The sequence below is a fragment of the Streptomyces spinoverrucosus genome (assembly GCF_015712165.1).
Classification (GTDB): domain Bacteria; phylum Actinomycetota; class Actinomycetes; order Streptomycetales; family Streptomycetaceae; genus Streptomyces; species Streptomyces spinoverrucosus_A.
Window position 1 is genome coordinate 1,635,508 of the sequence record NZ_JADPZX010000001.1, and the last position, 25,271, is coordinate 1,660,778.

A 25,271-nucleotide genomic window follows, 5' to 3' on the forward strand; every position below is an offset into this window, starting at 1 on the left:
GCACGGAGACCGTGCGGTACTGCGGGTGCGAAGCCGGGCGGACAAGTCGGGGGTGAGTCTCCTGCCGGAGCTGCGCTACCCCACCGTGACCGAAATCGTCGCGTCCGCCGGGGCGTTGGCCGCTCGGCATCCCGGCTTGTGCGCCCTCCGGCAGATCGGCGTCTCCCGCGCGGGCCGGCCGCTGCATCTGCTGTCCGTGGGTCGCGCCCGGCGCGCGGTCCTGGTCGTCGCGGGGGCCCACGCGAACGAACCGACCGGGGGTTCGACGCTGCTCACGGTCGCCGAACGGGTGGTGCACGGGCGGCAGTTGCGGTCCGGCATATCGTGGCACTTCCTGCTGTGCGCGGACCCGGACGGCGCGAGCCTGCACGTCACGCCGGCGCCGCGCAGCCTGCTCGACTACCACCTCGGGTTCTTCCGGCCCGCCGGCCCGGAGCAGCCGGAGTGGTCGCCGGCCGTGCTGCCGCCGGACCGGCTGCCGCCCGAGACACGGGCCCTGACCGGGGTCATCGACGAGCTGCGGCCCTACCTCCAGGTCACCCTGCACGGCACCGACCTGGGCGGCAGCTGGGTGCAGTTGACGAAGGAGATACCCGGCCTGGCCGAGCCGTTCGCCAAGTCGGCGGCGGAGCTGCACATACCGGTGGAGACGGGGGCGTCGGACGCGGCGGGCTGGCCCGCTACCGGACCCGGGGTGCATGTGATGCCGGCCGCCGGTGCGAGCCTGGCGTACCCGAGCCTGCCCGCGGACGACGCCCGGCACAGCACCTGGTACCACGTGCACCGGTACGGCGGCCTGACGGCGGTCGTGGAGGTGCCGATGTGGGCGAGCGACCTGGTGGACGACCCGGCCCCGCATCCGGCGCCGGCCGCGGCGATGCGGCGCCTGGCGGGCCGTCTGCAGCGGGACACGCTCCAGGTGGAGCGGGTGCTGTCCGACGCCTCACCGCGCCTGGAGGGCGTCGACGGGCCCCTGCTGCGGGCCGCGAGATGGGCGCTGGAGCTGGTGCCGGGGCTGGCCGCCGACTGGACGTACACGCCGCCCGCCGGACACACGATGGCGTACGTCGGGAGTGTCGACGCCTTCGCCCGCCGCCTGCCTCTGCGGGCGGCGGCGATGCTGTTGCGGGTCCTCCAGGAGACCGACGACCGGGCCGCCCCGCGCCTCGAACGGCTCGTCGCGACCTGGAGCGAGGCCTTCGCCGACCGCTTCCGCGCCCGCTGGGTACCCCTGGAGAACCAGGTCGAGCATCAGGCCCGCACCGTCGTCGCGGCGGCCCTCCACGCGCGCGACCGGTCGGCGTGACCGCCGCCGACCGGTCGCCACCAGCCACCGTCCGTCAGCCGTCCAACGCGAACACCGCCCCCGTGCGCGCCTCCATCTCGCAGTCGTTCGAGAACGTCTGCCGGTAGTCGACCGGCTGCCCACGCCACTGCCCGCGCGCGTGGACGGTCACCGGCGCGTGGACCATCGTGCAGTAGGCGTGCTTCAGCGGCATGCGGCTGATGTCGCCGTGCACGGCGTCGAGCTGGGTGCAGGCCTCGGCGGCCCGCCGGTGGCCCTGGGGCGGGTCGCACATCAGCAGGGTGCCGCTCGTGTCGCTGGACCGGGCGTCGCCCCGGATGACCGAGAGATAGAGCCAGTCGCTCACGCGGGACTCCTGGGCCGTCGCCGGCGCCGGTGCGGCGCCGACGGCGAGGAGGGCGGCCGCCGCCAGCAGACCGCCCCGTACGGCTTTCGTCGTGAGGGTGTACGTCATTCCCGATGCATCGGCACGACCCGCTCACAACCCCAGCCCGACTCACCCGAACGGGAACCCCCGGGTGCGTGCCGCCGGGCCAGTTCGAACGCGGCCAGGACCACCTGGGACTGGTACTCGGCCTGGCGCGGGACGGGGATCCAGCGGGCTCCGCAGCCGTCCCGGTACTCGGCGCACCACTGGTCGACCAGTTCGTCCAGCTCCGGCAGCACACCGGCCGGATCGCGCCCCGCGCGCGTGACGAGCTGGTGCAGCAGCCCCGCCGTGCGCAGGGCGAGGCGCCGTCCGGCGATGCGCAGGGCTGTCAGGTGGGCGGTGGTCAGCGGCGGCAGGGGGCGGCGCGTTAGGTCGAGGTCGGGGTCCCAGGCGTCGGCGAGCCCGGGACAGACGAGCAGGTAGTCGTCGACCGGCGCCAGCAGGCGGGCCGCGTCCGGGACGGCGGCGACATGCGGGCGCACGCGCGCGAGGATGCCCCGCAGCAGCCGCGTGTCGTGGCGCAGGGTGCGGCTGAGGGCGCGCAGCGCGGCGTCCGGGTCGGTGGGCGCGGAGTCGTCCGCCACGGCGTCCACGCCCCACATGGGCGCCTCCACGACGGCCGTCACCGTGCCGTGCCGGTGCGGGTGGTACCACGTCGACTCGACGGCCGCCTCGGTGATGGCCGCGACCAGGTCGCCCCGGCGCGGGGGCGGTATCCGGTAGACGGCGGGCCCGAGTGCCGGCCAGTACAGGGCGTCGTACGCGCCGAGTTCGCGCGGGATGCCGAGGCGGGCCGACGTCTGCGACACGGACCGCGCGAGGCCGGGCAGGTCGCGGGTGAGTTCGACGAAGCCGCCGCCGACGTCGACGCCGTGCAGGGAGCACTGGAAGAAAGGTTTCAGTTCGTCCTGGAGGGCGAGCAGGGCGCGCGTTTCCGGCAGTACTGCGCCGGCCGCGCCGTCGGGCAGCCACTCGGGCTGTTCCAGGAAGCCGGGGCGGAAGAACCCGCGGAAGTACCGGTCGAGGCTGTACGGGCCCGTCAGCCAGCCCTCGTTGTGGCGCAGGCCGTCGGGGTCGAGGCACAGCAGCAGGTTCCAGGTCGTGTCGGCGCCCTCGGTCAGGTGGGGGTCGGCGAGGATCCGCTCGGCCAGCAGCAGGACGGTGGCGCCGCCGACGGGCTCGTTGGCGTGCGGCCCGGCGACGATCAGGGTGTGGCGGCTGCCGCGGCCGGCGGACAGCAGCCACAGGGGCGTACCCGCGCGCGAGGTGCCGATACGGCGCAGCCGGGCGGAACGGGGGTGGCGGGCGACGAGGGCGGCCGCTCTCGCGCCCAGCTCGTCGACGGTCGGATAGCGGAGGAGTGGCGGCAGGGCACACCTCCGTGGTGCCGTCGGTTCACCTGATGTGTGTGGTGTACGCACAGTCAGTCACGAGTTCAGGTGTACGTCAACACCGCGCCGATCAGGGTCATTTGGGGTGTTCGGGCTCGGGCATCGGTGTGAGAGTCCGTGGGGTGGTCCGGGTCAGTTGGCCGCGAGCCGGAACGCCATCTGCCCGAAGCCGACCTGGTCGCCCTCGCGGACCACGGTCGCTCCGATGACACGCCGCCCGTTCACGGTGGTGCCGTTCGTCGAGCCGAGGTCCCGAAGGACCCACATGCCACCCTGGCGAGTGAGTTCCGCGTGCACCCGGGAGACCGTCTCGTGGTTCAGCCGGAGTCCGCTGGCCGGGTCGCGCCCTATGCGCAGGGGGCGACCGGCCGCCGGGTGGGGCAGCAGCAGCTTGGGCAGCCGTTCCGCCCGCCAGGCCCTGCGCAGCCGCTCGGTGAAGCCCGACACCGCCTCGACCGTGCCGAACACCAGGCGCGCGAACCGGCCCTCGGAGGGCAGGTCGGCGGTGAGGGCGGCGAGCTCGTCGGACCGGCGGGCGGCGAGCGCCAGTTCCATGCGCCGGATGAACGTGTCGTGCGACAGACGGCCCATGGCGACGCCGTCATGCAGCACCTTCAGCGCCTTGTCGCGCTCCGCGTCGGACAGCCGCGCGGGGTAGGTCGAGAACTCGAAGGACGACGTCACACGGCTGATTGTCGGGCAGTGAACCCCGGGTGTCCAGAAATCGGGGAAACGACCACCACGCGCGCGTACCGGACGACACCCGCCGTAAAAGGGGGTAAGCACAAGCGGATTGATCTCGTTTGAAGCACGATGATCGGGCGACATCACGGTGAGCAGACGAAGGGGAACCGTCCGTGCAGTTCGAGGTGTGGGCACCGCAGGCCGACCGTGTGACGCTCCATTGCGACGGAGCGACGCGCGCGATGGAGCACGATCCGGAGCGAGCGGGGTGGTGGACCGTCGACGCGGAGGCGCGTGACGGCACGCGCTACGGCTTCTCGGTGGACGACGGCCCGGTGCGGCCCGATCCGCGCTCGCGGCGGCAGCCGGACGGCCCGGACGGGCTGAGCGCGGTCGTCGAGCATGGGCTGCACACGTGGCGCGTCGAGTGGTCCGGCCGCCCGCTGCCGGGCGCGGTCCTGTACGAGCTGCACGTGGGCACGTACACGCGCGAGGGCACGCTGGACGCGGCCGCGGACCGCCTCGGGCACCTCGCAGAACTGGGCGTCACACACGTCGAGTTGATGCCGCTGTGCCCCTTTCCCGGGCGGCACGGCTGGGGTTACGAGGGGGTGTCGCTGTGGGCGGTGCACGAGCCGTACGGCGGGCCCGCGGCGCTGAAACGCTTCGTGGACCGGGCCCACGAACTCGGTCTCGGCGTGGTCCTGGACGTCGTGCACAACCACCTCGGTCCGTCCGGGAATTACCTGCCCGAGTTCGGCCCGTACTTCACCGACACGCACCACACCCCGTGGGGCACGGCCGTCAACCTGGACGCGCCCGGGTCGGACGAGGTGCGGGCGTTTCTGATCGACAGCTCGCTGGCGTGGCTGCGCGACTACCGGCTCGACGGGCTGCGGCTGGACGCCGTGCACGCGCTCGCGGACACGCGCGCGCTGCACTTCCTGGAGGAGCTGTCGGCCGCGGTGGACGCCCTCGCCGCGGATTCGGGTCGCCCGCTGTTCCTGATCGCCGAGTCCGACCGGAACGACCCGCGGCTCATCACCGCCCGCGACAAGGGCGGGCTGGGGGTACAGGCGCAGTGGAACGACGACTTCCACCACGCCCTGCACGCCGCCCTGACGGGCGAGTCGCAGGGCTACTACGCGGACTTCGCGCGCGCCCCCGTCAGCGCGCTCGCCAAGACGCTCGGCGGCGGGTTCTTCCACGACGGTGCCTACTCCAGCTTCCGGGGCCGGCACCACGGGCGGCCGCTGGACCGCACGCGGGTCTCCGCGCACCGGCTCCTGGGCTACAGCCAGACCCACGACCAGGTGGGCAACCGCGCCCAGGGTGACCGGCTCTCCGCCCAGCTCTCCCCCGGCCTGCTGGCCTGTGCGGCAGCGCTGGTGCTGACCGGGCCGTTCACGCCGATGCTGTTCATGGGCGAGGAGTGGGCGGCCGGCACGCCCTGGCAGTTCTTCACCGATCACACCGATCGCGAGCTCGCGGAGGCGGTACGGCAGGGCAGGCGGCGGGAGTTCGCGGCGCACGGCTGGGCCGAGGACGAGGTACCTGACCCGCAGGACCCGGCGACCCGGGACCGCTCGTGCCTCGACTGGGCCGAGCCCGACAGCGAGCCCCACGCGCGCGTGCTGGCCTGGTACCGCCGGCTCATCGCCCTCCGCCACGACCAGCCGGACCTCACCGACCCGGACCTCGCCGACATCAAGGTCGCCCACGACGAGGAGGCACGCTGGCTCGCCTTCCGGCGCGGGGACATCTGCGTGGCCGTGAACCTCGCGAAGACCCCGGCCGAGATCCCCTTGGGCACCCGCCCGGCCGAGGTCCTCGCCGCGTGGGAGCCGGTCGGGCCGCCGGACGAGGAGGGGGTGCTGAGGGTGCCTGGGGAGTGCTGTGTGGTGGTGGTACAGCCGTAGGGGGCACACGCGCGTGCGGGTGCCTGCTCGGCCCAGCCGGCCCGCGTGGGTGCCCGCCCTGGTGCGGCCTCCGGCGGAGGCGCGCACGCCTGTGGGTGTCCGCTCAGTGCGGACGGAGGCCGGTCCTCCCTAGAGGGCGTCGTCCGTGTCGTCTCCCCGGAGTTCCGTCACGCGTTCCAGGAGGATCGCCTCCCACGCGTACCGGAGCCGGGTCCTGAGGTGGAGCAGGGGCTCTTCGCCCTTGCCGGCGAGGCGGTCGGCCAGGTGGACGACGCTGTCGCAGCGGGCGAGCCACAGGCCGCGCAGGCAGGGCCGGGCGCCGTAACCGGCCAGGGTGGCGGCGCGGACGGCGGCGGGGGCGCCGACGGCGAGGGCGAGGCCGGCGATGTCCTCGGCCGGATCGCCGACGACCGCGTCGGCCCAGCCCAGGACGCCGCGGACCCGGCCGTCGGCGCTGACCACCAGGTGCGCGCCGGTGAGGCCGTGGTGGACGAGCACCGCACCGCCGGGCTGGGCGGCGAGCTGGACCGCCGCGGGCGGGGTGAACTGGTGGAGTCGGGCGGCGTCGAACTCGTCTGCCGCGGCGAGGCGTTCGGCGGCGCGTCCGGCGGCCTTGCGCAGCGCCTCCAGGGAGCGCGGGGCGGTGCGCGGCACGCCGAGCGCCTCCGCCTGCCGTACGGGCACCTCGCGCAGCCCCGTGAGAAGTCCGGCCAGGTCGGCCTCGCCGAGGGCGGAGACGTCGTGCTCGGGCGCCGAGCCGCCGGGCATTTTGGTGTCCAGCGTGTAGGTGAGGCCGGGCGCCCACTCGCCGTGCGCCACGCTGGTCGGCACGGCGACCGGGACGTGCGGGCGGACGAGGTCGCGCAGGCGCAGTTCGCGGCGCTGGCGTGCGGCGGCCTCGCGGTCGGGGGCGAGACGCAGCACGTGCCGGGTGCCGACCCACCACGTGGCCTGCCCACCCCCCTCGGTGACCGGCCGGACGTCGGGACCGGCCGCGCCCTCCTTGAGCAGGGAACGGACCAGTCTGCGGACGGTGTCCTCGGTGGGTGTCGGTGCCTGGGTCATGGTCGGACCGTTGTCGCTCGGGTGTGTACAGGGACTCCTGGGTCGGTCACTCGACTATGAGCATCTCCCGGCTGGTGTCGTTGAGGCGGCGGCCGCCGTCCTCGGTCACGGTCACGATGTCCTCGATGCGCACCCCGAACCGGCCCGGCAGATAGATCCCCGGTTCCACGGAGAAGCACATGCCGGGGACCAGGGGCTGCTCCTCACCCTCGATCATGTACGGCGGCTCGTGCGTGGTGACGCCGATGCCGTGCCCGGTGCGGTGGATGAAGTACTCGCCGTAGCCGGCGTCGGCGATGACCGCGCGGGCGGCCCGGTCGACCTCCTGGCAGGGCACGCCCGGCCGGACCGCCTGGAAGCCCGCCTCCTGGGCCTCGCGCACGATGTCGTGCACCCGGCGCTCCTCGTCGGTGGGTTCGCCGACGTGGACCGTGCGGGAGGTGTCGGAGCCGTAGCCGTTCTTGAGGCCGCCGAAGTCGAGGACGACCATGTCGCCGCGCTCGATGACACGGTCGCCGACCTCGTGGTGCGGGTTGGCCCCGTTCGGGCCGGAGGCGACGATGGTGAAGTCGACCTGGGAGTGCCCGAAGCGGCGCAGCAGGTCGGCGAGGTCGCCGGCGACGTCGGACTCCCGTCGGCCGCCGAAGGGAACCTTCCGGATCTCCTCGAACGTTGCGTCCGCGGCCGCTCCCGCGGCCGCCAGGAGCTCCAGCTCCGCCGCGTCCTTGACGGCACGCAGCATCGGCAGCGCCTCCGTCAGGGAGGCGTACGACGTGCCGGGCAGCACCTTCTGCAGGCCCAGCAGATGCATGGCCCAGGCGTTGTCGCTGATGCCGAAGCGTCCGGAGGCGGCGAGCAGGCCTGCGGTCAGGGCGTAGGGATCCTTGCCGTCGGTCCAGTCCCGCAGTGTCAGGGCGGCCGCTCCCGCCGCGTGCGCGGCGTCGGGGGCCTCCAGGGTGGGGACGACGAGGACGGGATCCCGGTCGGCGGCGAGGACCAGCAGGGTGAGCCGTTCGGTGGCCGCGGTGGGCGCGTAGCCGGTGAGCCACACCAGGTCCGGCCCCGGCGCCACCAGCAGCCCGGCCAGCCCCGCGTCGGCGGCCGCCCGCGCGGCGCGCTCCATACGGGCGCGGTAGTCGTCGGCGGTGAAGGGCGCGGCCGTACTGCCGGTCATCCAAGCCTCCCTGAGCCGGTGCGGGAACACCTCGGGCAGCATCCTGCCCGCCCGGAGGGGGCGACGCGAGCCGGTAAACGGGGATTCGGGTGGAAGTCGGGGTGTGGCCGGCCCCGCATGTCGGTGGTCGTGCGGTCTGCCGGACCTGGATCGAGCAGCGGGGCCGAGCCGAGCAGTGCGTCAAATGCCTGCATACGTGTAACCCTATTAAGCGTTGCCCGTGGTCACGTGACGATCGCCGGGGCCACCGCCAACTGCTGGTAGCCGCCGCTCACGTGCCGTACCGTCACCGTGATCGTCGCCCCGGGACGGGACCGGTCGACCGCCCGTACGAGGTCCGCCGCGGACTCGACGGGTGCGCCGTCGAACGTGAGCAGTACGTCGCCCCGCACCAGGCCCGCCGCATAGCCGGGCCCGGGGATGTGCACCCCGACGACCAGGGCACCGGACTTCTCCGCGTCGACGACCTCGACGCCCAGGATCATGTCGGCCGCAGGGGTCGGCCCGGCGGCCGACGGCCCGGAAGCGCTGGGGCCGGGCGAGACGGACGGAGTCACCGGTGACCCCGACGGTCCGGGCCGGCCGGGCCGGCTCTGGAGTTCGGCGAGGTTGCTCATGCCGATCACCGTGGCGGCCACCGTGCCCAGTCCGACGCCGGACAGCACCAGTACCACCCCGACGAGCAGGCCGAGCAGCAGGGTCGTGAGCCGCCGGCCGCGGCGCCGCGCGGCATGCGGGCGCCGGACGGGGTCCGAGCCGGTGTCGCCGGGCTCCTGACCGGGCATCGGCTTGGGACGCAGCGCAGTCTGTTCCATGGTTCGCCTCCCCTGGTGCACTACCCGGCGCACCGGCGCACAACGAGCCACGAACGAGTGAGACTGGTTCACCATCAGAAATGGAAGGCGCTCCGACGCACGGGGCAGAGGCCCACGCCCTGCGCCTCGCGGCCGACGACGCGATACTCGGCGAGCTCTCGGAAAACGCCGCGAAGGGCATGAGAGAGCTCGCCGAGGAGACGGCCGCGCGGCTGCACGGAATCAGTGGAATCAGTGGTTCGGTGAAATCGGTGGGCTCGGTGAATCAGCTGACCGGCACCGGCACGGACGGCGCGCGGTCCGGCAGGAAGCCGTGGGCTCGGCGCGCCAGATAGTCCGCCTTGTAGCGATCGACCTCGCGGTGCCAGTTCAGGATGCCCGCCATCCAGTTCTGCAGCGCGCCCACGTATCCCGCCATGCTCTCGCGGTCCTTGTCCGACAGACCGAAGTCCTCGTACACGACCGGAAGTTCCGTCGCCGCCACATGCTCGAACTGCTGCATGCGCTGCGTCATCAGGTCGTTGACGATGCCGAGGGCGGTCGGGTAGTCGGCGCCGAAGAAGTTCTGCACCACGAGGACGGCGTTGTGGATCTCCCCCTCGTACTCGATCTCCTTCTGATAGGAGAAGACGTCGTTGAGGAGGCACGCGTAGTCGACGGCGGCGTTCTCCAGCGAGCGGACGGAGCCGCTGCGGTAGACCTCCGGCGGGATGTCCGGGCCGTACCCGGTCCGGCAGAGGCCGAGGGTGAGGTCGGCGCCGAAGGTGGCGCGGCGCATCTCCAGGTAGTCGACGGGGTCGGGGATGCGGTTGTGGACCTGGTTCGCCACCTCCCACACCCAGCTCTCCGTCATCACGTCGATCGCGGCCTTCAGCCGGCGCCGGGCGTCCTCGTTCATGCCGGCCGTGGTGCGCTGCCACAGGTCGACGAGGCCACGCTCCATGGCGTTGGCCGGGACGAGAGGCGCCGCGCCGTCGATGGGCATGCAGGCCGAGAGGCGTTCCGTGCACAGCCTGGCGGCGGCGAGGTCGCGGCGGTGCCCGAAGACGAGCGGGTAGTAGTCGTCGCCGTACGTGCCCCAGGTCAGCCACTGCGAGCTGAGGTCGAGGGCTTCCGGGGTGCCGTCCGGGTCGAGGCCCGCCGAGCACAACGGCAGGTCGAAGGCGGCGAGTTTGTCCTCGTCCCAGACGCCCTCGCTGAGCATGCCAAGGCCCTGTACCCAGGGCAGGAGACGGGCGCGGGCGCCCTCGAGGTCGGGGTTGAGGCGTACCTGGAACGGCATGTAGATCTCGGGAATGCGCGTCGGCCCGACCTTCTGGAACGGCACGTGCGTGTAGGCGCGCAGCCGCTCGACGCCCGCCGAGGCCAGCAGCGCCCGGATGTCGGTGCCGGAGGTGCCGAGTCCGGTGGTTCCGGCGCTCCAGGGGGCGGTGGCCCTGGCGTTCTCGTTCATGTAGCGGCTGGAGCGCATGTGCCATTCGTGGCCGCCGGACTGCCAGTCCTGCAGGCCCTTGGTGTAGGCGGCGATCGCGGCCAGTTCGTCCGGGGTGAGGCCCTTCTCCAGGGCCAGCGCGGGCACCTCGGTGAACGCGGTGTGCTCGAACTGGTGGAGGCGGGAGGTCAGGATGTCGTTGACGGCCTCGGCGGCCTCCTGGGTGGTGCAGCCGAAGAAGGTCTCCAGGACGAGCACTCCGTTGCTGAGCTCGCCCTCGTCCTCGACCTCCCGCTGGTAGGAGAACAGGTCGTTGCGCAGGTGGACGCCGTCGGAGAACGTCTCCATCAGCACCCTGAGCGGCCGGGAACCGGCGACGGACGCGGGCACCTCGGCGGTCGCGTACTCCACGAGCCCGGCCGACCAGGGCGCGCCGCCGACCTTGCGGCGCATCTCGATGTACTCGACGGGGTTGGCGATCCGCCCCTCGTTGATGTTGGACAGTTCCCACAGCGACTCGTTCAGCAGATGTTCGGTCGCGACGGCGAAGCGGCGGCGCCAGTCCATGGACATCGAGGGCACCGTGCGCGCCCACAGGTCGGCGAGGCCCGCCTCGACCGGATTCTCCGGCTCCGGTACGGGTGTTGACATGTCGAGCGGCATGAACATCGGCAGCCGGTCCAGATAGGCCTTGCCGCCGGCACGGTCCTGGCTGCGCTTGAAGGTCTCCAGGAAGTGGTCGTCGAAGAAGAAGACCCACACGTACCAGTCGGTGATGAGTGAGAGGGCTTCGGCGTCGCAGTCGGGGTGCGTATAGGCGCAGAGCAGGCCGTAGTCGTGCGCGTCGAGGTCGGCCTGCTCCCAGATCCCGGACCCCTCCAGCATGCCCATCTCGCGCGCCCACACGGTCGAATGGGCCCGGGCCTCGTCGACATGTGGGTTCAGCCGCGCGGGATACGGCATGTAGAAGTGCGGGAGTTCGAACGGCTGCTGCGTCATGGCCGGGCCCTACCCGTGGCCCGCCGGGGGCATCCGCCGGCCCGGACATGATCACACCATCGCGTGAATCGGGGGTGAATCCGGGAGTTCTCGCCAGACCTTGTGGCGTTCATCTCTACGCGCGCAGACTACGGCAATCGCACAACAGGCAACCCCGGCTCCACCAGACCAGGCAAACCGCCGACCACGGCACTTCACGTGTCCCCGACCTTGGGAGTCCCGATGAACGACCCCAGAGCCCTCTCCCGCCGGGCCGCGCTGACCTCGCTCGCCGGGGCCGCGCTGGCCGGCACCGCGGCGTTCCCGGCGTCGGCCACCGGCCGGCACCGGCGGACGGTTCGGTTCGCCACGTTCAACGCCTCGCTGAACCGCTCCGCCGAGGGCGCCCTCGTCACCGACCTGTCCACCCCGGACAACGTCCAGGCGCGCAACGCCGCCGAGACCATCCAGCGGGTCGACCCCGACATCCTGCTGATCAACGAGTTCGACTACGACGCCGACGGCACCGCGGCGCGCCTGTTCCGGCGCAACTACCTGGCGGTGAGCCAGAACGGCGCGCGTCCCGTGCGCTACCGGTACCACTTCACCGGCCCCGTCAACACGGGCGTCGCCTCCGGCGTCGACTTCGACGGACGCAACGGCGCCGTCACGACGCCCGGTTCCGACGCGTACGGGCAGGACGCCTTCGGCTACGGCTGGTTCCCGGGGCAGTACGGCATGCTCGTCCTCTCCAAGTACCCCATCGACACGCGCGCGGTGCGCACCTTCCAGCGCTTCCTGTGGAAGGACATGCCGGGCAACCTCCTCCCGGCGGATTACTACAGCGACGAGGCCCGCGCGATCTTCCGGCTCTCCTCGAAGAGCCACTGGGACGTACCGGTCCGCATCGGCCACGACACCGTCCACTTCCTCGTCTCGCACCCGACACCGCCCACCTTCGACGGCCCCGAGGACCGCAACGGCCGCCGCAACCACGACGAGATCCGCCTCTGGGCCGACTACATCGGCGGCCGCAGGCGCGGCTTCTACCTCTACGACGACAAGGGCCGGCGCGGCGGACTGCGCCCCGGCGCGCGCTTCGTGATCGCGGGCGACCAGAACGCCGACCCGCACGACGGCGACAGCTACGCCAACGCCATACGTCAGCTGCTCGACCACCCGGCGGTCAACCTGCCGGCCACCCCACCGGCAAGCGCCGGCGCGGTGGAGGCGGCGAGCCGTCAGGGCGGCGCCAACACCACCCACACCGGCAACCCGGCCTACGACACGGCCGACTTCACCGACACCGCGCCCGGCAACCTGCGGGTGGACTACGTCATACCCGGCAAGGGACTGACGCCGGTCGCGAACGGCGTGTTCTGGCCGACGTCCGACGACCCGCTGTACCGGCTGGTCGGCAGCGGCTGGCCGGTCCCCACCTCGGACCACCGGCTGGTCTGGCAGGACGTGCGGGTGGTCTGAGCCCGCGCCGCCCCGCCGCGCGCCCTTGCCGAGCCCCGGCCGACCGGCCACGGTGTTCGCATGACCTCCTTCGTGCTTCCCCATGAGCTGCACGGCGACGGCACCCACAAGGTGTTCGCCGTGCACGGCTGGTTCGCCGACCGGTCCGCGTACGCACCCGTCCTACCGGATCTGGACCGTACGTCCTTCCAGTACGCGCTCGTCGATCTGCGCGGCTACGGGCAGGCCAAGGACACGGACGGCGCGTACACCACCGGTGAGGCGGCGCTCGACCTGGTGGCGCTGGCCGACCGGCTCGGCTGGCCGCGGTTCTCCGTCGTCGGGCACTCCATGGGAGGCGCGATCGCCCAGCGGCTGCTCGCCGTCGCCCCGCACCGGCTGCGCACGGTGGTGGGCATCTCACCGGTGCCCGCCTGCGGGCTCGCGCTGCCGCCGGAGCAGTGGGAGCTGTTCGCGGACGCAGCCCAGCTGCCGGAGAACCGCCGCGCCATCATCGACATCACCACGGGCGGCCGCCGCCCGGCGGCCTGGCTGGACCGCATGGTCGCCCGCTCCCTCACGGACAGCGACCCGAAGGCGTTCCGCGCCTGGCTGGACTCCTGGGCCCGCGAGGACTTCCACGAGCAGGTCGAGGGCTCGACCGTCCCGGCGCTCGCCGTCGCCGGAGCGCTCGACCCCGCCCTCTCGGCCGATCTGCTCCGCCGGACATGGCTGACCTGGTACGCACGAGCCGAACTCCACGAGCTGCCGTGCGCCGGCCACTACGCGATGGACGAGACCCCGCTCGAACTGATCCGCGTGGTCGAGGACTTCCTCCGCCGGGACGGCGAGGAAGGCCGGGACGGCGTGCGACCCGGCGACGGCCGAGAAGGCCAAGGCGGCGCACCGGCCGAAGGCGACCCCGCATGACGCCGTCGGCACCCCCGTCCGTCCCCGACGTCTTCGACCCGCGTCGGTACGCCGATGGGGTGCCGTACGACGCCTACCGCGTCCTGCGTGACCATCACCCGGTGGCCTGGCAGGACGAGCCCGAGGTGCTGGGCTGGCCGGCCGGGCCCGGTTTCTGGGCGGTGACCCGGCACGCCGATGTCGTCCGCGTCCTGAAGGACTCGGCGACCTTCTCGTCGTGTCTCGGCGCGACCCAGATCCGCGACCCGGACGCGGATGATCTGCCGTTCATCCGCCGCATGATGCTCAATCAGGATCCGCCGGACCACAACCGGTTGCGGCGTCTTGTGAGCCGCGCGTTCACCCCCGGGCGGACCGAGCGCTTCACGGCGGTCGTGCGGGAGCGCGCGCGGAGCCTGTTCGCGGACGCCGTCGAACTCGCCCGGACCGGTGACGGCGCCGTCGACGTCGTCACCGCCGTCACGGACGACTACGCCCTGCTCAACCTCGCCGACCTGCTCGGCGTCCCGGAGAGCGACCGCAAGCTGCTGCTGCACTGGACCCAACGCGTGATCGGCTACCAGGACCCCGACGAGGCCGGTCCCCCGGTCCTGGACGCGACGGGCAAACCGCTCAACCCACGGTCACCGGCGGCACTGCGGGACATGTTCGGGTACGCCCAGCAACTCGCCGCGCACAAACGCCGCCACCCCTCCGACGACGTGCTGACCACACTCGCCCACGAGAGAGAGCTCGCCGACGCCGAACTGGAGATGTTCTTCTTCCTGCTCACGGTGGCCGGAAACGACACGGTACGCAGCGCGGCACCGGGCGGACTGCTTGCGTTGGCGGAGCATCCGTACGCCTACGAGCAGTTGCGCACCGGCTCGGTCGATGTCGCCTCGGCCGTGGAGGAGTTGCTGCGCTGGCATCCACCCGTGCTCAGCTTCCGCCGGACCGCCGTACAGGACACGGAGCTTGCCGGGCGGCCGATCCGGGCCGGGGACAAGGTCGTCGTCTTCCACGCGGCCGCGAACCGTGACGAGCGGGTCTTCGCCGAGCCGGACCGGCTGGACCTGTTCCGGAAGCCGGTTCCGCACGTCTCCTTCGGCGACGGCCCGCACGTCTGCCTGGGCGCGCACTTCGCCCGGCTGCAACTGCGGGTGCTGTATCAGGAGGCGCTACGAGCCCTGCCCGCGGCGCCGCGGACCGCCGGGCCCCCGAAACGGCTGGTCTCGAACTTCATCAACGGCATCAAACACCTGCACCTGCGTCTCGGCCTCCACCCGCACCCGCCACACCCGCACCCGCGTTGACCTGGATCAGCGCATGCGTGCCGCCGGTCCGCCAGCGCTGCCCCTCCGCGGCGACCAATGCCGCCTCGGTGTCGGCGTCGAGGCCGCAGATCACGTCGGACTTCAGGGTGCGCAGGGCGGCGACCGGCCCGGGGAAGTAGCCGGTGACGTCGGCGAAAGGGGTGGTCGGGGGCCAGCGGCGATCCCCCACGAGGCGGCGGTAGTTGAGGTCGCCCTTCACGACGGTGAGCGTCGCCGCGGCGAACTCGGCGCGCAGGTCGTCGGGCATGTCGGCGTACGGCAGAGGGCCGCAGGAGAAGGGGTGGGTCCGTACCGTCAGGCGCCCCTCCACAGTCGCCGACCACAGGCGGCGCCCGTACGCGGAGGCCGCGCCCGGCGCCGCGGCGAGCCGACGCAGTGCGTCGAGCACGTCGGCCGGGGTGGCGTCGGAGACGTAGTACGGGTACGGCTTGACGTGCAGCACCGCCCGCTCGACGCGGCCCTCGGCGAGGAGGTGGGCGATGAGGAGCAGGTCGGGGATGAGTTCGCGGCCGGCGTTGTCGGCGATCAGGCAGAGGGTGCCGGTGCCGGAGGGCGGCAGCAGTGACCACAGAGTGTCGCTGTCGTCGGCGACCAGGCCGGGGGCGGCGGCCGGGGTGTCGCCGCCGGCGGACAGCCGGAAGCCGAGGTCGGCGCGGTTGCCCCAGAGCGAGCCGTGCAGCAGCGCCTGGGCGCGCTCTTCGGACGGGCGGGATTCCAGGCGGTCGAGGGCGGCCAGTTCCTCGTCGGTCTGCGGTGCGTCGAGCTCGGCGAGTTTGACCGGACGGAACGGGTCGATGGCCTGCTCGGGCCCGGCACCGAAGTAACCGACGGCTTCGAGGAGTTGGCGGTAGAAGTAGCTTTCCGACCACAGCCAGGGCACGTCGAACCAGGACTGCCCGGCGTAGGTGTCGAGTCCCCACGCGGCCCATCGGTCCCGGTCGTGCGCGTCGGACGGGAGCGGGTCGATCACGCCCTTGGTGCAGCTGGTGAGCAGGGTGTCGAGGGCGCGCTGCCGGTCGGGGCCGTACGGCAGGGACTCGCGCACCTGCCGGATGATCGCGGGGTGGCGTTCGGCCAGCACGCTGTGCGGGAAGGAGCCGGTTTCGTTGCCGAGGATCACGGGCGCGGGCGCGGTGTCGGGCATGCGGCTCACCGTACCGCGCGCCGCTCAGACGGTTCTGATCTCCCGTTCCAGCTGCGTGGCGAGGCCGAGATACCGCGGGCGCCGGGTCACCGGGACCAGGCCGCGGATGAGGACGTACCACATCTCGGCGAGCCGGCGGGGCAGCCGCGGGACGGGTTCGAGGGTGCGGCCCGTCACGCGTATCCCGACGAAGAAACTGAGGAGGGAGTGGGTGACGGCGTCGATGTCGACGTCCGGGTGGATGTCGGACTCCTTGACGGCGCCGAGGAGTTTTCTGGAGAAGATGTCGAGCCACTCCGTGAAGGGGTGCGGCAGCGGCGGCCGCACCCCGACTCCGCCGGTGGCGAGCCGGAGTCCGGCGCGGGCCACCGGCCCCTCCACGGTGAGCCGCACGAGGCCGAACGTGATGCGCATCATCCCTTCGAGTGATGAGCACTTCCGGTCGTCCACCTCACGGGCCAGCCGCCGTGCGGCCTGCGACTGGATCTCCATGATGGCGTGCGCCAGGTCCTCCTTGGCCGCGAAGTGGAAGTACAGGGCGCCCTTGGTGACTTGGGCGTGCTCGACGATGTCACTCAGGCTGGTCGACTCGTAGCCGTGACGGTCGAACAGGTCGGCGGCGGCCGTGATGATCGTGGCGCGGGTCTGCTCGGCTCGTAACTGCCTCGCCATCGGCTGGACTCTCCTGGGAATGAAAACGGGTTATGCCGTTTGTTTATTACCCGGCGCACACACTATCTCACTCCTCGGCCCGGCCGACCAGGCACTCGAAGACGGCCGACTCCCCCTGTGTGGCCACGACTCGTATGCCTGCGTGACCCTCGTCCGATGCTTCGATCCATATGGGTTCGTCCAGTTCCGCGTAGCGATGGAAGACCGACCGGAAGGATGCGGGCGTCCCGGCCTCGGGTGCCCGGGCCCGGGCCGCCTGGCGGGCGGACTCCAGCAGGAGCATCCCTGGGGCGTGATCGAGCGGATGGTCAAAGAAAACAGCATGCGCGGTATTAATTCTCAGGCGCCAGCGGTCGTCCCGGTCACCCGGCGCCAGGACGACGTCCGCCGGCAGGGCGCGGCCCACGACCTCGGGCGGCAGTCCGGGCGGCGTCGGCGGGGCGGAGACGGTGGCCGGGGTGCGGCCGCCGCGCAGCCTGCGGTAGACGGACTCGGCGACGCAGGTGAAGGCGACCCGGGCGGTCGCCACGCGGGCACCGTCGAGCAGCACTTCGGCGGTGTAGCGGGCTCCGGCGGGGCGGCCGGCCCGGTGGCGCACCTCGGTGAAGTGGACGTCGACGACCGGCTCGGCGGGTACCGGGCCGACGGCCAAGTGCTCGGGAAACGTGTCGACTTCGAATTCCTGGAGCACGAAGTGGTGGCCCAGGGGCACGTCGTACTCGGTGTGCGCGATCAGGGTTCCGCTCTGGCGCACGGTTTCCACGACGAGCAGCGGCTCGTACGCGGAGCGGTCGGGCGACACGTGTAACCCATGGGCTCGGGGCCATTGGGCGGTGACGGCGAAGCGGTCGGCTTCCGTCTGTCTCCAGCCGGTGAGGAAGGTCTCGGCGACGGCCGCGCGATGCACGAGCTGCCGGGGAACAGTCGCCGTCAGGGTCGGGATTTCAGCAAGTTGCCGCAGTTGAGGCATGTTTCTCCCTACGGTCCCCCGAAGGGCTCTGCGGACGGTGGGAACGTCCGCTGCGGATGGGGCGTCAGAATACGAGGCGACCGGTTTGTTTTCAATGCGATCACTCCGTAACACCCTATGATCGGGGCAGTTCCGGCACGATCGTGGCGCCACCGGCATGAACCGGCCAACTGGGCGCCGGAGAGGGTCTCTCATGGCGAAACAGGAGCGCGCCATCAGGACACGCAGGGCGATCCTGGAAGCCGCCGGCGCGGTCTTCGACGAACACGGTTACACGTCCACCACCATCGCCATGGTGCTGGAGCGGGCCGAAGTCACCAAGGGCGCGCTGTACTTCCACTTCCCGTCCAAGGAGTCCCTCGCCCAGGCGGTGCTCGACGAGCAGGTGCCCTTCGGTGCGATTCCCTCCCAGCCGTGCAAGTTGCAGGAGATCATCGACATCACCTTCGTCGTCGGCCAGCGGCTGCTGAGCAACGCCCTGCTCCGGGGGAGTATGCGACTGGCGGTGGACCAGTGCGCGCCGCCGGGAGTGGATCACACCGGGCCGTTCCGGCAGTGGGCCGACCATCTGACACCGCTGCTGGAACAGGCGTGCGCGCAGGGGGAGTTGCTGCCGACGGTGGATCCGCGGGAGACGGTGGAGCTGCTGGTCGGTGCGTTCACCGGCATACAGCTGATGTCGCGGGCCCTGACCGGGCGGGACGATCTGGGGCGACGTCTGTCGGTGCTGTGGTCCCACGTGCTGCCGAGTATCGCGGTGCCCGGCCTGCTGCTCGGGCTGGACAGCCGGGCGGACCGGGGGGCGCGGGTGCTGGCGTCGCTGGACAGCCGCGTGGCGTAGTGAGCCGCCGGTCAAGCGTGCGGCGCCATGGCCCATGACGGCTCAAGGCGTCCCGGCAACGACAACAGGGCGGGCCGGCCGGCGCCCATCCGCACCGGTCGACCCGCCCGCTCAGGAGACGCGTCCTGTCAGGACGTACGTCAGAACGTCAGGCTCCAGCTGTTGATCCGGCCCGTGTCCTGCGCGGCGACATCCTGCACCCGCAGCTTCCAGGTGCCGTTGGCGGTCTCGCTGGAGGCGTTCACCGAGTAGGTGGTGTTGACGTTGTCCGCGGAGTCCGAGCTGCTGGAGGACTTCAGGCGGTACGTGGAGCCGTCCGGCGCGACCAGGTCGATGACCAGGTCACCGCGGAAGGTGTGGGTGATGTCGACCGCGACCTGGAGGGCCGAGGGCGCGTTTCCGCTGCGGCCGCTGACGGTGATCGGCGACTCGACGGCCGAACCGGCGTCCGGGATCGAGACGGCGGAGCTGCTGGAGAACGTCGTACCGGTGGACGTACCACCGGCCACGGCCTGGACCGTCTTCGCGGCGTCCGCCAGGCCCGCGCCGCAGCCGCCGGAGCAGGCGCCGGGCAGCGCTCGGGCGTTGGACTTGATCGCCGACTCGATCTGGGCCGGGGTCAGCGACGGCTTGGCCGACTTCATCAGCGCGGCGAGGCCGGCGATGTGCGGGGTGGCCATGCTGGTGCCCTGGTAGTAGGCGTACGACTCGGTGGACGGCGTCTTGGTGCCGGAGTTCAGCGTGGAGTAGATGCCGTTGGCGGTGCCGGTGCTGGTCTGGCCGCCGGGGGCCGAGATGTCCACCAGGGAGCCGTAGTTGGAGTAGGACGCCTTGGCGCCGGAGCGGTTGGTGGCGGCGACCGAGATGACGTTGTTGCAGTTGCCCGGCGAGTGGTTCGCCACGTTGTCGTTGTCGTTGCCCGCGGCCACGACGACGGTGGTACCCCGGTTCACGGCCGCGTTGATGGCGTTCTGGGTGGCGCTGGTGCAGGCGCCGTCGCCGCCGAGGCTCATGTTGATGACCTTGGCCACGTTCGAGTTGGCGGGGACGCCGGAGACGGTGCCGCCGGACGCCCAGGTGATGGCGTCGATGATGTCGGAGTCGTAGCCGCCGCACTTGCCGAGCACCCGCACCGGGGAGATCTTGGCGCCGTAGGCGATGCCCGCCATGCCCTTGCTGTTGTTGGTGGCGGCGGCGATGGTGCCGGCGACGTGGGTGCCGTGCCAGGAGGAGTTGCTGGCCGGGATGCCGGAACCGCACTCGTTGGCGTTGTACCAGTCGCCCGGGTCGGCCGGGTTGCTGTCGCGGCCGTTGCCGTCGACGGAGACGGCGGTGTCGGCGATGAAGTCGTAGCCGCCGACGATGTTCGCGGCGAGGTCGGAGTGGGCGACGTAGCCGGTGTCGATGACGGCGACCGTCACACCGCTGCCGGTGGAGGTCGGCCAGGCGGCCGGCACGTTCATGCCGGCGGTGGACTCGAACAGGTCCCACTGCTTGGCGTAGTCGGTGTCGTTCGGGTCGGCCTGCGGGGTGTTGAGGCGGTCCGGTACGACGTAGGCGACCTGCGGGTCCGCCTGGTACTCGGCGACGACGTCGGCGACGTCCGACTTCGTGAGGTTCTCGCCCAGGTCGACCAGGGCGGCGCCGGTGCCGAGGCGGCGCTGGAAGTCGAGGTCCTCGCCGGTCTTCTCGCCCTTGGCCGCCGCGTCGGCCTCGGCGGACTTGTTGGACCTGGCCTCGGCGGCGCCGGACTTGTAGCCGACGATGAGGCGTTCGGCGGGGGTGCCGGGGGCGGCCTCGGTCTGGGCGGTGGGGACGGCGGCTGCGCCGGGCGAGGGGTCCTGGGCCGCGGCGACCGGGGCGGCGGCGGTGAGCAGCGCCGCGGAGACGGCGGCGACGGATATCAGCTTGCGTCTGTTGGCAGGGGAGGTTCGCAAGGGCTTGCCTTTCGTGGCCGTGCTCCGGGCAGGGCGGAGCGGCGGTCGATGCGCTTCCACGTCGAAGCGGAGGGGGGTGATGTCGAAAAGCGGCGTGCGGAGGCCGGCCTGGCGCGGAGCGGGCCCTTTCAGGGGTTACCTGGGGGTCAGCTGTGCAGGAACGATAGGCAACGGGACGGCCGCGCGGATACAGGGGAAACCCTTTGTCCGGCCGGAAACTCACCCTTGCTGTCCGAGGGTTGACAGTGAATGTCCAGTTTCGGTTCACACGGCGATTGCCTCGGTACGCAAGCGTGCCCCGCGCCGGCAGAGGCGGCGCGGGGCACGTCGGGACGACGAGGCGGTGAGCCGGGTCAGTTCAGGCCGACCGACGCCAGCCAGGCCTTCGCCACGTCCAGCGGGTCCTTGTTCTCCAGCTGCACCTGGGTGTCCAGGTCGAGCAGCGTCTTGGTGTCGAGCTTGGCGGAGACCGCGTTGAGGGCGTCGATGCCCTCCTGGGGCAGGCCGTCCTTGTACACCAGCGGGGTCACGTTCGCGAAGCCGAAGAGGTTCTTCGGGTCCTTGAGGACGACGAACTTCTCCTTGGTGATGGTCGGGTCGGTGGTGAAGATGTCCGCGGCCTGCACGGTGTTCTTCGTCAGCGCCGCCTGGGTCAGCGGGCCACCGGCGTCGAGGGCCTTGAAGGACTTGAACTTCAGGCCGTACTCCTTCTCCAGCCCGATCAGCCCCTGGTGCCGGGTCTGGAACTCCGGCGAGCCGCCGATGACCAGCTCGGGCGCGATGTCCTTGAGGTCGGCGAGGGTGGACTGGGCGGTGAGGTTGTACTTCTTCGCGGTCTCGGCGTTGAGGGACACCGAGTCCTTGTCCTCGGCCGGCGCCGACTCCAGCAGCGTCAGCTTGGAGTCCAGCTTGGCCTTGACGGCCGCGTTCACGGACTCGGTCGACTTCTGCTCGGTGTCGGGGGCGAGGTAGGCCAGCAGCGAGCCGTTGTACTCGGGCAGCACGGTGACCGTGCCGTTCTTCATCAGGCCGTAGGTGGTCTCACGGCTGCCGATGTTGGGCTTGTACTCGACCTCGATGCCCTTGGCCTTCAGGGCCTCGCCGTAGATGTCGGCGAGCAGGATGCTCTCGGGGAAGTTGTTGGAGCCGACGACGACGGTCTTGCCGTCCGACGTGCCCTCCGCGAGCGGGTTGTCGGCCGTGTCGTCGGAGGACGAGCCGCAACCGGCGACCAGCGTCGCCGCGACGGCCAGGGCGACGGCGGCCGCGCCGCGCTGTCTCGTACTGGACCAGGTGCTCTTCACGGTTGAAGTCACGTTTCCCGTTCCGGGCTGAAGGATTGGGCGATACGGCGCGCACACCGTACTTACTGATCCAATCCAGCCGCTTCTCACTCAGTCAAGAGCAGCCAGGTCACCAAATGGCTTCGATGAGTGACCGGTTGTGAGGGAGTTGCGAACGATTCCCGCTCATTGAAGAGCAGGTTGTAACGGATTCTTGACTTGGAGTGGTGCGATCCGCCGTCACAAGAGGCGATAGTCTCACCGGAGTTGCCCTCCGGTCACAGCCGTGACACACACCCCACGAAGGAGGCCCGGTGTCCACGAACGAGGTGGGCGCGCCCTCCCCCGCGCTCTCGGCCTCGCCGCGGGCCCGGGGTGGCATTCGCGGCTTCGCCGACCGCCGGCCGTTCCGTCAGAAGCTCAACGTCCTGGTCGGCGTGCCGCTGGCCGGACTCGCGGTGCTGCTCACGTACCTCATCTCCGGCCAGGTGACGCAGGCGCGCGACGCGGCGGAGGCCGCCACCCTCGTCCGGGACAGCGCGCGGGTCGCCGAACTCGTCGACCAGGTGGAGACCGAGCACCAGCAGGCCATCCTGCTGTCCGTGCGGTACGAGGCCGGCGGCAGCGGCGCCACGCCCTCGCTGTACGACTACCGCGCGGCGCAGCGCGCGACCGACGCCCAGGTCGAGAAGGTGCGCGGCACGTTCGGCGACCGGCTGCCGGAGACCGAGGCGCAGGCGCTGCGGGAAGTCGAGGGCCTGAGCAGTCTGCGGCGGACGATCGAGCAAGGCTATCTGCCCGCCGACAACATCGACCCGGCCTACCACAACGCCGCCAGAGGCCTGATCGACGGCCTCGGCCTGGACCGCAACGCGGCCCTCGCGGCCACCTTCACCGGCAATCTGCTGGACTCGCTGCTGCGCGCCGACGCCGCGCACAGCTCGTTCGAGACCAGCGTGTTCTCGGCCTCGACCGGCGACTCCAACGCGCTCATCGAGTTCATCAGCGCGGTCGGCGCCTACGAGCTGTACGAGCACCAGGCCGAGCGGTTCGGCCGGTTCGCCACCGAGGAGCAGACGGCCGAGCTGCGCGGCATCGAGCACAACCCCGCCCAGGCGAACATCCTGCGCCAGTACGCCGAGCTGCAGATCGACCCGAGCGCGCTGCAGGCCGCGACGCCGAGCGTGCTCCGCGCGAAGTTCACCCTCGCCCTGTCCGGCTACCCCACCTACGGCGAGCAGTCCGACACCCGGCTGGCGATCACCGGCTCGCTCATCGACCAGATCGCCGACCGCGCCGACGACGCCTCCAACGACGCCTGGTGGAACGCGGCCTGGCTGCTGGGCCTGGCCCTGTTCGGCTTCCTGCTGTGGGGTGCCGTCTCGGTGGTGGTACGCCGCTCGGTGGTCCGTCCGGTGCAGGCGCTCACCGGCGCCGCCCGGCAGGTCGCCGACGTGGCCGGACGTGAGCTCGCGCGCGTGGCCGACGACGACACCGAGGACGACGCGCCGCCGCGGCTGCGGGAGATCCCGGTCGCCGCCAGGGACGAGATCGGTGACCTCGCCGACGCCTTCAACCAGGTGCAGACCACCGCCGCCGCGCTGCTGGAGCGGCAGGTGCTCAGCCGCCGCAACGTCGCCGAGATGTTCGGCAACGTCGGCCGCCGGGTCAGCAACCTCACCACCCGGCAGCTCGTCCTCATCGACGCCGTCGAGCGCGGCGAGACCGACCCGGCCCTGCTGGAACGGCTGTACAGCATCGACCACATCGCGGTCCGGCTGCGCCGCAACGCCGACAGCCTGATGCTGCTCGCCGGCATCCGCGAGACCGTCCTGGACGGCGGGCCGACCGCGCTCACCAACGTGGTACGGGCCGCGCTCGGCCAGATCGAGGGCTACCAGCGGGTGGAGCTGCACGCCGGTACCGAGATCATGGTCGAGCCGGACATCGTCGGCGACCTCACGCTGATGGTGGCCGAACTCCTGGAGAACGCCGTGTCGTTCTCGCCCGTGGGCAGCCCCGTCGAGGTGACCGTGCGGGCGGGCGACGAGGGCGCGACGATCACCGTTGCCGACCACGGCCTCGGCATGAGCGCCGAGCGGCTCGCCGAGGAGAACGCCCGCCTGATCCGCCGCGAACGCCTCGACCTGGTCCCGACCAAGGTGCTGGGCCTGTTCGTGGTGGGCACCCTGGCCCGCCGCTGGGAGATCGGCGTGACCCTCTCCCGCACACCCGGCGGCGGTGTCACGGCCGAGGTCGGCATCCCGTCGACGCTGCTGCTGACGATGAGCGCGGTTGCCTCCGGCGGTTCGGCGGGCGACGACGCGGCGGCACCCGGCGTCACGGCGGCACCCGGCGGTTCGGCGGAGGGCGGCGGTTCTGCGGCACCCGGCGGTTCGGCGGAGGGCGGCACGGTGGTCTCCGGGGGCACGTCAGGGGGCCGTACGAGTGCCGAGGTGGCGGCCGGGCGGGCCGTGTTGTCCGGGCCCGGCGAAGAAGGCGGCGACCAGGCGCACGTCCCGTCCGGGCCGCGCTCCTCGACCGCTGTACCGGGCGTGCCCTCGGAAGCGGTGGACACCTCGCACGCCCGACCCGGCGCCCCCGCGGACGACTCCACCCCGCTCCCCCGCCGAGTCCCCCGGCATGTCGCCGCCCGCACCGGCGACCAGCAGCCCCTCATTCCCCGAGCCCGCACCGAGGCACCCCCGGACGGCCCACGTCCGCTGCGTCGCCGCGTCCGTGGTGCGACCCTGCGGACGACCGCCGGCGCCGAGGCCGAGCGCCCGGAGACGCGATCGGCCGCCGCCGCGCCCGCCGACGCCGAAGCCGTCCGCGACGCCCTGGAGGAGTTCGAGGCGGCCGTGGCACGCGCCCACCGGGACGCCCGGCGCGCCGACGGCACAGCGGACGGCACGCAGGCCTCGTACGACCCCCGCGACAACGAGAACCCGGGCAGCACACCCGGCACGCGCGACAGCGACTCGCAAGAACCCAGGCACCTCCCGGAAGGAGCGGAGCAGTGAGCACGTCGACAGGTGGTACTCCGACGGGAGGCACCACGCCGGACGAACTGCGGGCCGCCGCAGCCGACTTCACGTGGCTGCTCAACCGTTTCGCGACCGAGACCGCGGGCGTCGTGGACGCCATCGCGGTGTCCTCCGACGGACTGCTGATCGCCGTCGCGCAGCTGCGTGAGCGCGCACATTCCGAGCGGCTCGCGGCGATCGTCTCCGGCCTCACCAGCCTGGCCGCCGGAGCGTCCGGCAACTACGGCCTGGGCGCGCTGAACAAGGTCATCATCGACCTGGAGGGCGGTCATGTGCTGGTCTCCGCGATCGGCAGCGGCGCCGTGCTCGGCGTGGTCGCCGACAAGGAGGCCAAGCTGGGCAACATCGCCTACGAGATGACGCTGTTCGCGAACCGCGCCGGTGCCGCGCTCAGCCCCCAGCTCGTGCTCGAACTGAAGAACAGCGTCGGCGTCGCGTCGACGGGCTGACCGGTCACCGCCCGGTCGAGGAGGAAG

Annotated in this window: 20 protein-coding genes; 8 read left to right on the forward strand and 12 right to left on the reverse strand. The window is 71.8% G+C overall.

Going from position 1 to position 25,271, the window contains the following annotated elements:
• Positions 1-52 precede the first annotated feature (52 nt).
• Positions 53-1,306: a M14 family zinc carboxypeptidase gene (locus I2W78_RS07440; protein ID WP_196464459.1), complete on the forward strand. Its 1,254-nt coding sequence runs from the start codon at positions 53-55 to the stop codon at positions 1,304-1,306.
• A gap of 34 nt (positions 1,307-1,340) precedes the next feature.
• Here the strand turns inward: I2W78_RS07440 and I2W78_RS07445 are convergent, their stop codons facing one another.
• From I2W78_RS07445 to I2W78_RS07455, 3 genes are all read right to left on the reverse strand, one after another.
• Positions 1,341-1,760: an SSI family serine proteinase inhibitor gene (locus I2W78_RS07445; protein ID WP_196458011.1), complete on the reverse strand. Its 420-nt coding sequence runs from the start codon at positions 1,758-1,760 to the stop codon at positions 1,341-1,343.
• On the reverse strand, positions 1,757-3,157 hold the full coding sequence (locus I2W78_RS07450; RefSeq protein ID WP_196458013.1) for a M14 family zinc carboxypeptidase: 1,401 nt from the start codon (positions 3,155-3,157) through the stop codon (positions 1,757-1,759). Before I2W78_RS07450 ends, I2W78_RS07445 begins: the two co-directional genes overlap by 4 nt.
• Positions 3,158-3,259: 102 nt before the next feature.
• Positions 3,260-3,811, reverse strand: coding sequence for a DUF1707 and FHA domain-containing protein (locus I2W78_RS07455; protein ID WP_196458015.1), 552 nt, complete (start codon positions 3,809-3,811; stop codon positions 3,260-3,262).
• A gap of 173 nt (positions 3,812-3,984) precedes the next feature.
• On the opposite strand from I2W78_RS07455, the gene treZ reads away from it, so the two are divergent.
• Positions 3,985-5,730, forward strand: a complete 1,746-nt coding sequence (gene treZ, locus I2W78_RS07460) for a malto-oligosyltrehalose trehalohydrolase (RefSeq protein WP_196458017.1) — start codon at positions 3,985-3,987, stop codon at positions 5,728-5,730.
• Between the two features lie 129 nt (positions 5,731-5,859).
• On the opposite strand, the gene I2W78_RS07465 is transcribed toward treZ, so the two are convergent.
• The 4 genes from I2W78_RS07465 to cyc2 form a co-directional block, all read right to left on the reverse strand.
• Complete coding sequence (locus I2W78_RS07465; protein ID WP_196458019.1) at positions 5,860-6,795, reverse strand: phosphotransferase family protein; 936 nt, start codon at positions 6,793-6,795, stop codon at positions 5,860-5,862.
• Between the two features lie 46 nt (positions 6,796-6,841).
• Positions 6,842-7,969, reverse strand: a complete 1,128-nt coding sequence (locus I2W78_RS07470) for an aminopeptidase P family protein (protein WP_196458022.1) — start codon at positions 7,967-7,969, stop codon at positions 6,842-6,844.
• Between the two features lie 224 nt (positions 7,970-8,193).
• A complete protein-coding gene (locus I2W78_RS07475) occupies positions 8,194-8,784 on the reverse strand; it encodes a PDZ domain-containing protein (RefSeq protein ID WP_196458023.1) in 591 nt (196 codons plus the stop codon).
• Positions 8,785-9,049: 265 nt separating this feature from the next.
• Positions 9,050-11,215: a germacradienol/geosmin synthase Cyc2 gene (gene cyc2, locus I2W78_RS07480; RefSeq protein WP_196458024.1), complete on the reverse strand. Its 2,166-nt coding sequence runs from the start codon at positions 11,213-11,215 to the stop codon at positions 9,050-9,052.
• A 222-nt stretch (positions 11,216-11,437) separates the two neighbouring features.
• On the opposite strand from cyc2, the gene I2W78_RS07485 reads away from it, so the two are divergent.
• From I2W78_RS07485 to I2W78_RS07495, 3 genes are read left to right on the forward strand one after another with little or no spacing between them, the layout of a single operon-like run.
• Positions 11,438-12,676, forward strand: coding sequence for an endonuclease/exonuclease/phosphatase family protein (locus I2W78_RS07485; protein ID WP_196458025.1), 1,239 nt, complete (start codon positions 11,438-11,440; stop codon positions 12,674-12,676).
• Between the two features lie 60 nt (positions 12,677-12,736).
• Entirely contained in the window at positions 12,737-13,585 is an 849-nt protein-coding gene (locus I2W78_RS07490; protein WP_196458026.1) for an alpha/beta fold hydrolase, read from the forward strand.
• Complete coding sequence (locus I2W78_RS07495) at positions 13,582-14,880, forward strand: cytochrome P450 (protein ID WP_196458027.1); 1,299 nt, start codon at positions 13,582-13,584, stop codon at positions 14,878-14,880. The genes I2W78_RS07490 and I2W78_RS07495 overlap by 4 nt, the downstream gene beginning before the upstream one ends.
• Here I2W78_RS07495 and I2W78_RS07500 read toward each other — a convergent pair.
• The 3 genes from I2W78_RS07500 to I2W78_RS07510 all read right to left on the reverse strand — a co-directional run bounded on the left by I2W78_RS07500 (position 14,819) and on the right by I2W78_RS07510 (position 17,687).
• Positions 14,819-16,045: a damage-control phosphatase ARMT1 family protein gene (locus I2W78_RS07500; RefSeq protein ID WP_196458028.1), complete on the reverse strand. Its 1,227-nt coding sequence runs from the start codon at positions 16,043-16,045 to the stop codon at positions 14,819-14,821. The two genes, I2W78_RS07495 and I2W78_RS07500, sit on opposite strands and share 62 nt — an antisense overlap.
• 24 nt (positions 16,046-16,069) lie before the next feature.
• Positions 16,070-16,717 carry a ScbR family autoregulator-binding transcription factor gene (locus I2W78_RS07505; RefSeq protein ID WP_196458030.1) on the reverse strand — a complete coding sequence of 216 codons (648 nt, stop codon included), beginning with the start codon at positions 16,715-16,717 and terminating at the stop codon, positions 16,070-16,072.
• A gap of 67 nt (positions 16,718-16,784) precedes the next feature.
• On the reverse strand, positions 16,785-17,687 hold the full coding sequence (locus I2W78_RS07510) for a ScbA/BarX family gamma-butyrolactone biosynthesis protein (RefSeq protein ID WP_196458032.1): 903 nt from the start codon (positions 17,685-17,687) through the stop codon (positions 16,785-16,787).
• A gap of 193 nt (positions 17,688-17,880) precedes the next feature.
• On the opposite strand from I2W78_RS07510, the gene I2W78_RS07515 reads away from it, so the two are divergent.
• Positions 17,881-18,528, forward strand: a complete 648-nt coding sequence (locus tag I2W78_RS07515; RefSeq protein ID WP_196458034.1) for a ScbR family autoregulator-binding transcription factor — start codon at positions 17,881-17,883, stop codon at positions 18,526-18,528.
• Between the two features lie 140 nt (positions 18,529-18,668).
• On the opposite strand, the gene I2W78_RS07520 is transcribed toward I2W78_RS07515, so the two are convergent.
• Both I2W78_RS07520 and I2W78_RS07525 read right to left on the reverse strand, forming a co-directional pair.
• Entirely contained in the window at positions 18,669-20,465 is a 1,797-nt protein-coding gene (locus I2W78_RS07520) for a S8 family peptidase (protein ID WP_196458036.1), read from the reverse strand.
• Between the two features lie 353 nt (positions 20,466-20,818).
• Positions 20,819-21,781: an ABC transporter substrate-binding protein gene (locus I2W78_RS07525; RefSeq protein WP_196458038.1), complete on the reverse strand. Its 963-nt coding sequence runs from the start codon at positions 21,779-21,781 to the stop codon at positions 20,819-20,821.
• 281 nt (positions 21,782-22,062) lie between these two features.
• On the opposite strand from I2W78_RS07525, the gene I2W78_RS07530 reads away from it, so the two are divergent.
• On the forward strand, positions 22,063-24,771 hold the full coding sequence (locus tag I2W78_RS07530) for an ATP-binding protein (protein WP_196458040.1): 2,709 nt from the start codon (positions 22,063-22,065) through the stop codon (positions 24,769-24,771).
• Positions 24,768-25,244, forward strand: a complete 477-nt coding sequence (locus I2W78_RS07535; protein WP_141307947.1) for a roadblock/LC7 domain-containing protein — start codon at positions 24,768-24,770, stop codon at positions 25,242-25,244. Before I2W78_RS07530 ends, I2W78_RS07535 begins: the two co-directional genes overlap by 4 nt.
• Positions 25,245-25,271: the final 27 nt, after the last annotated feature.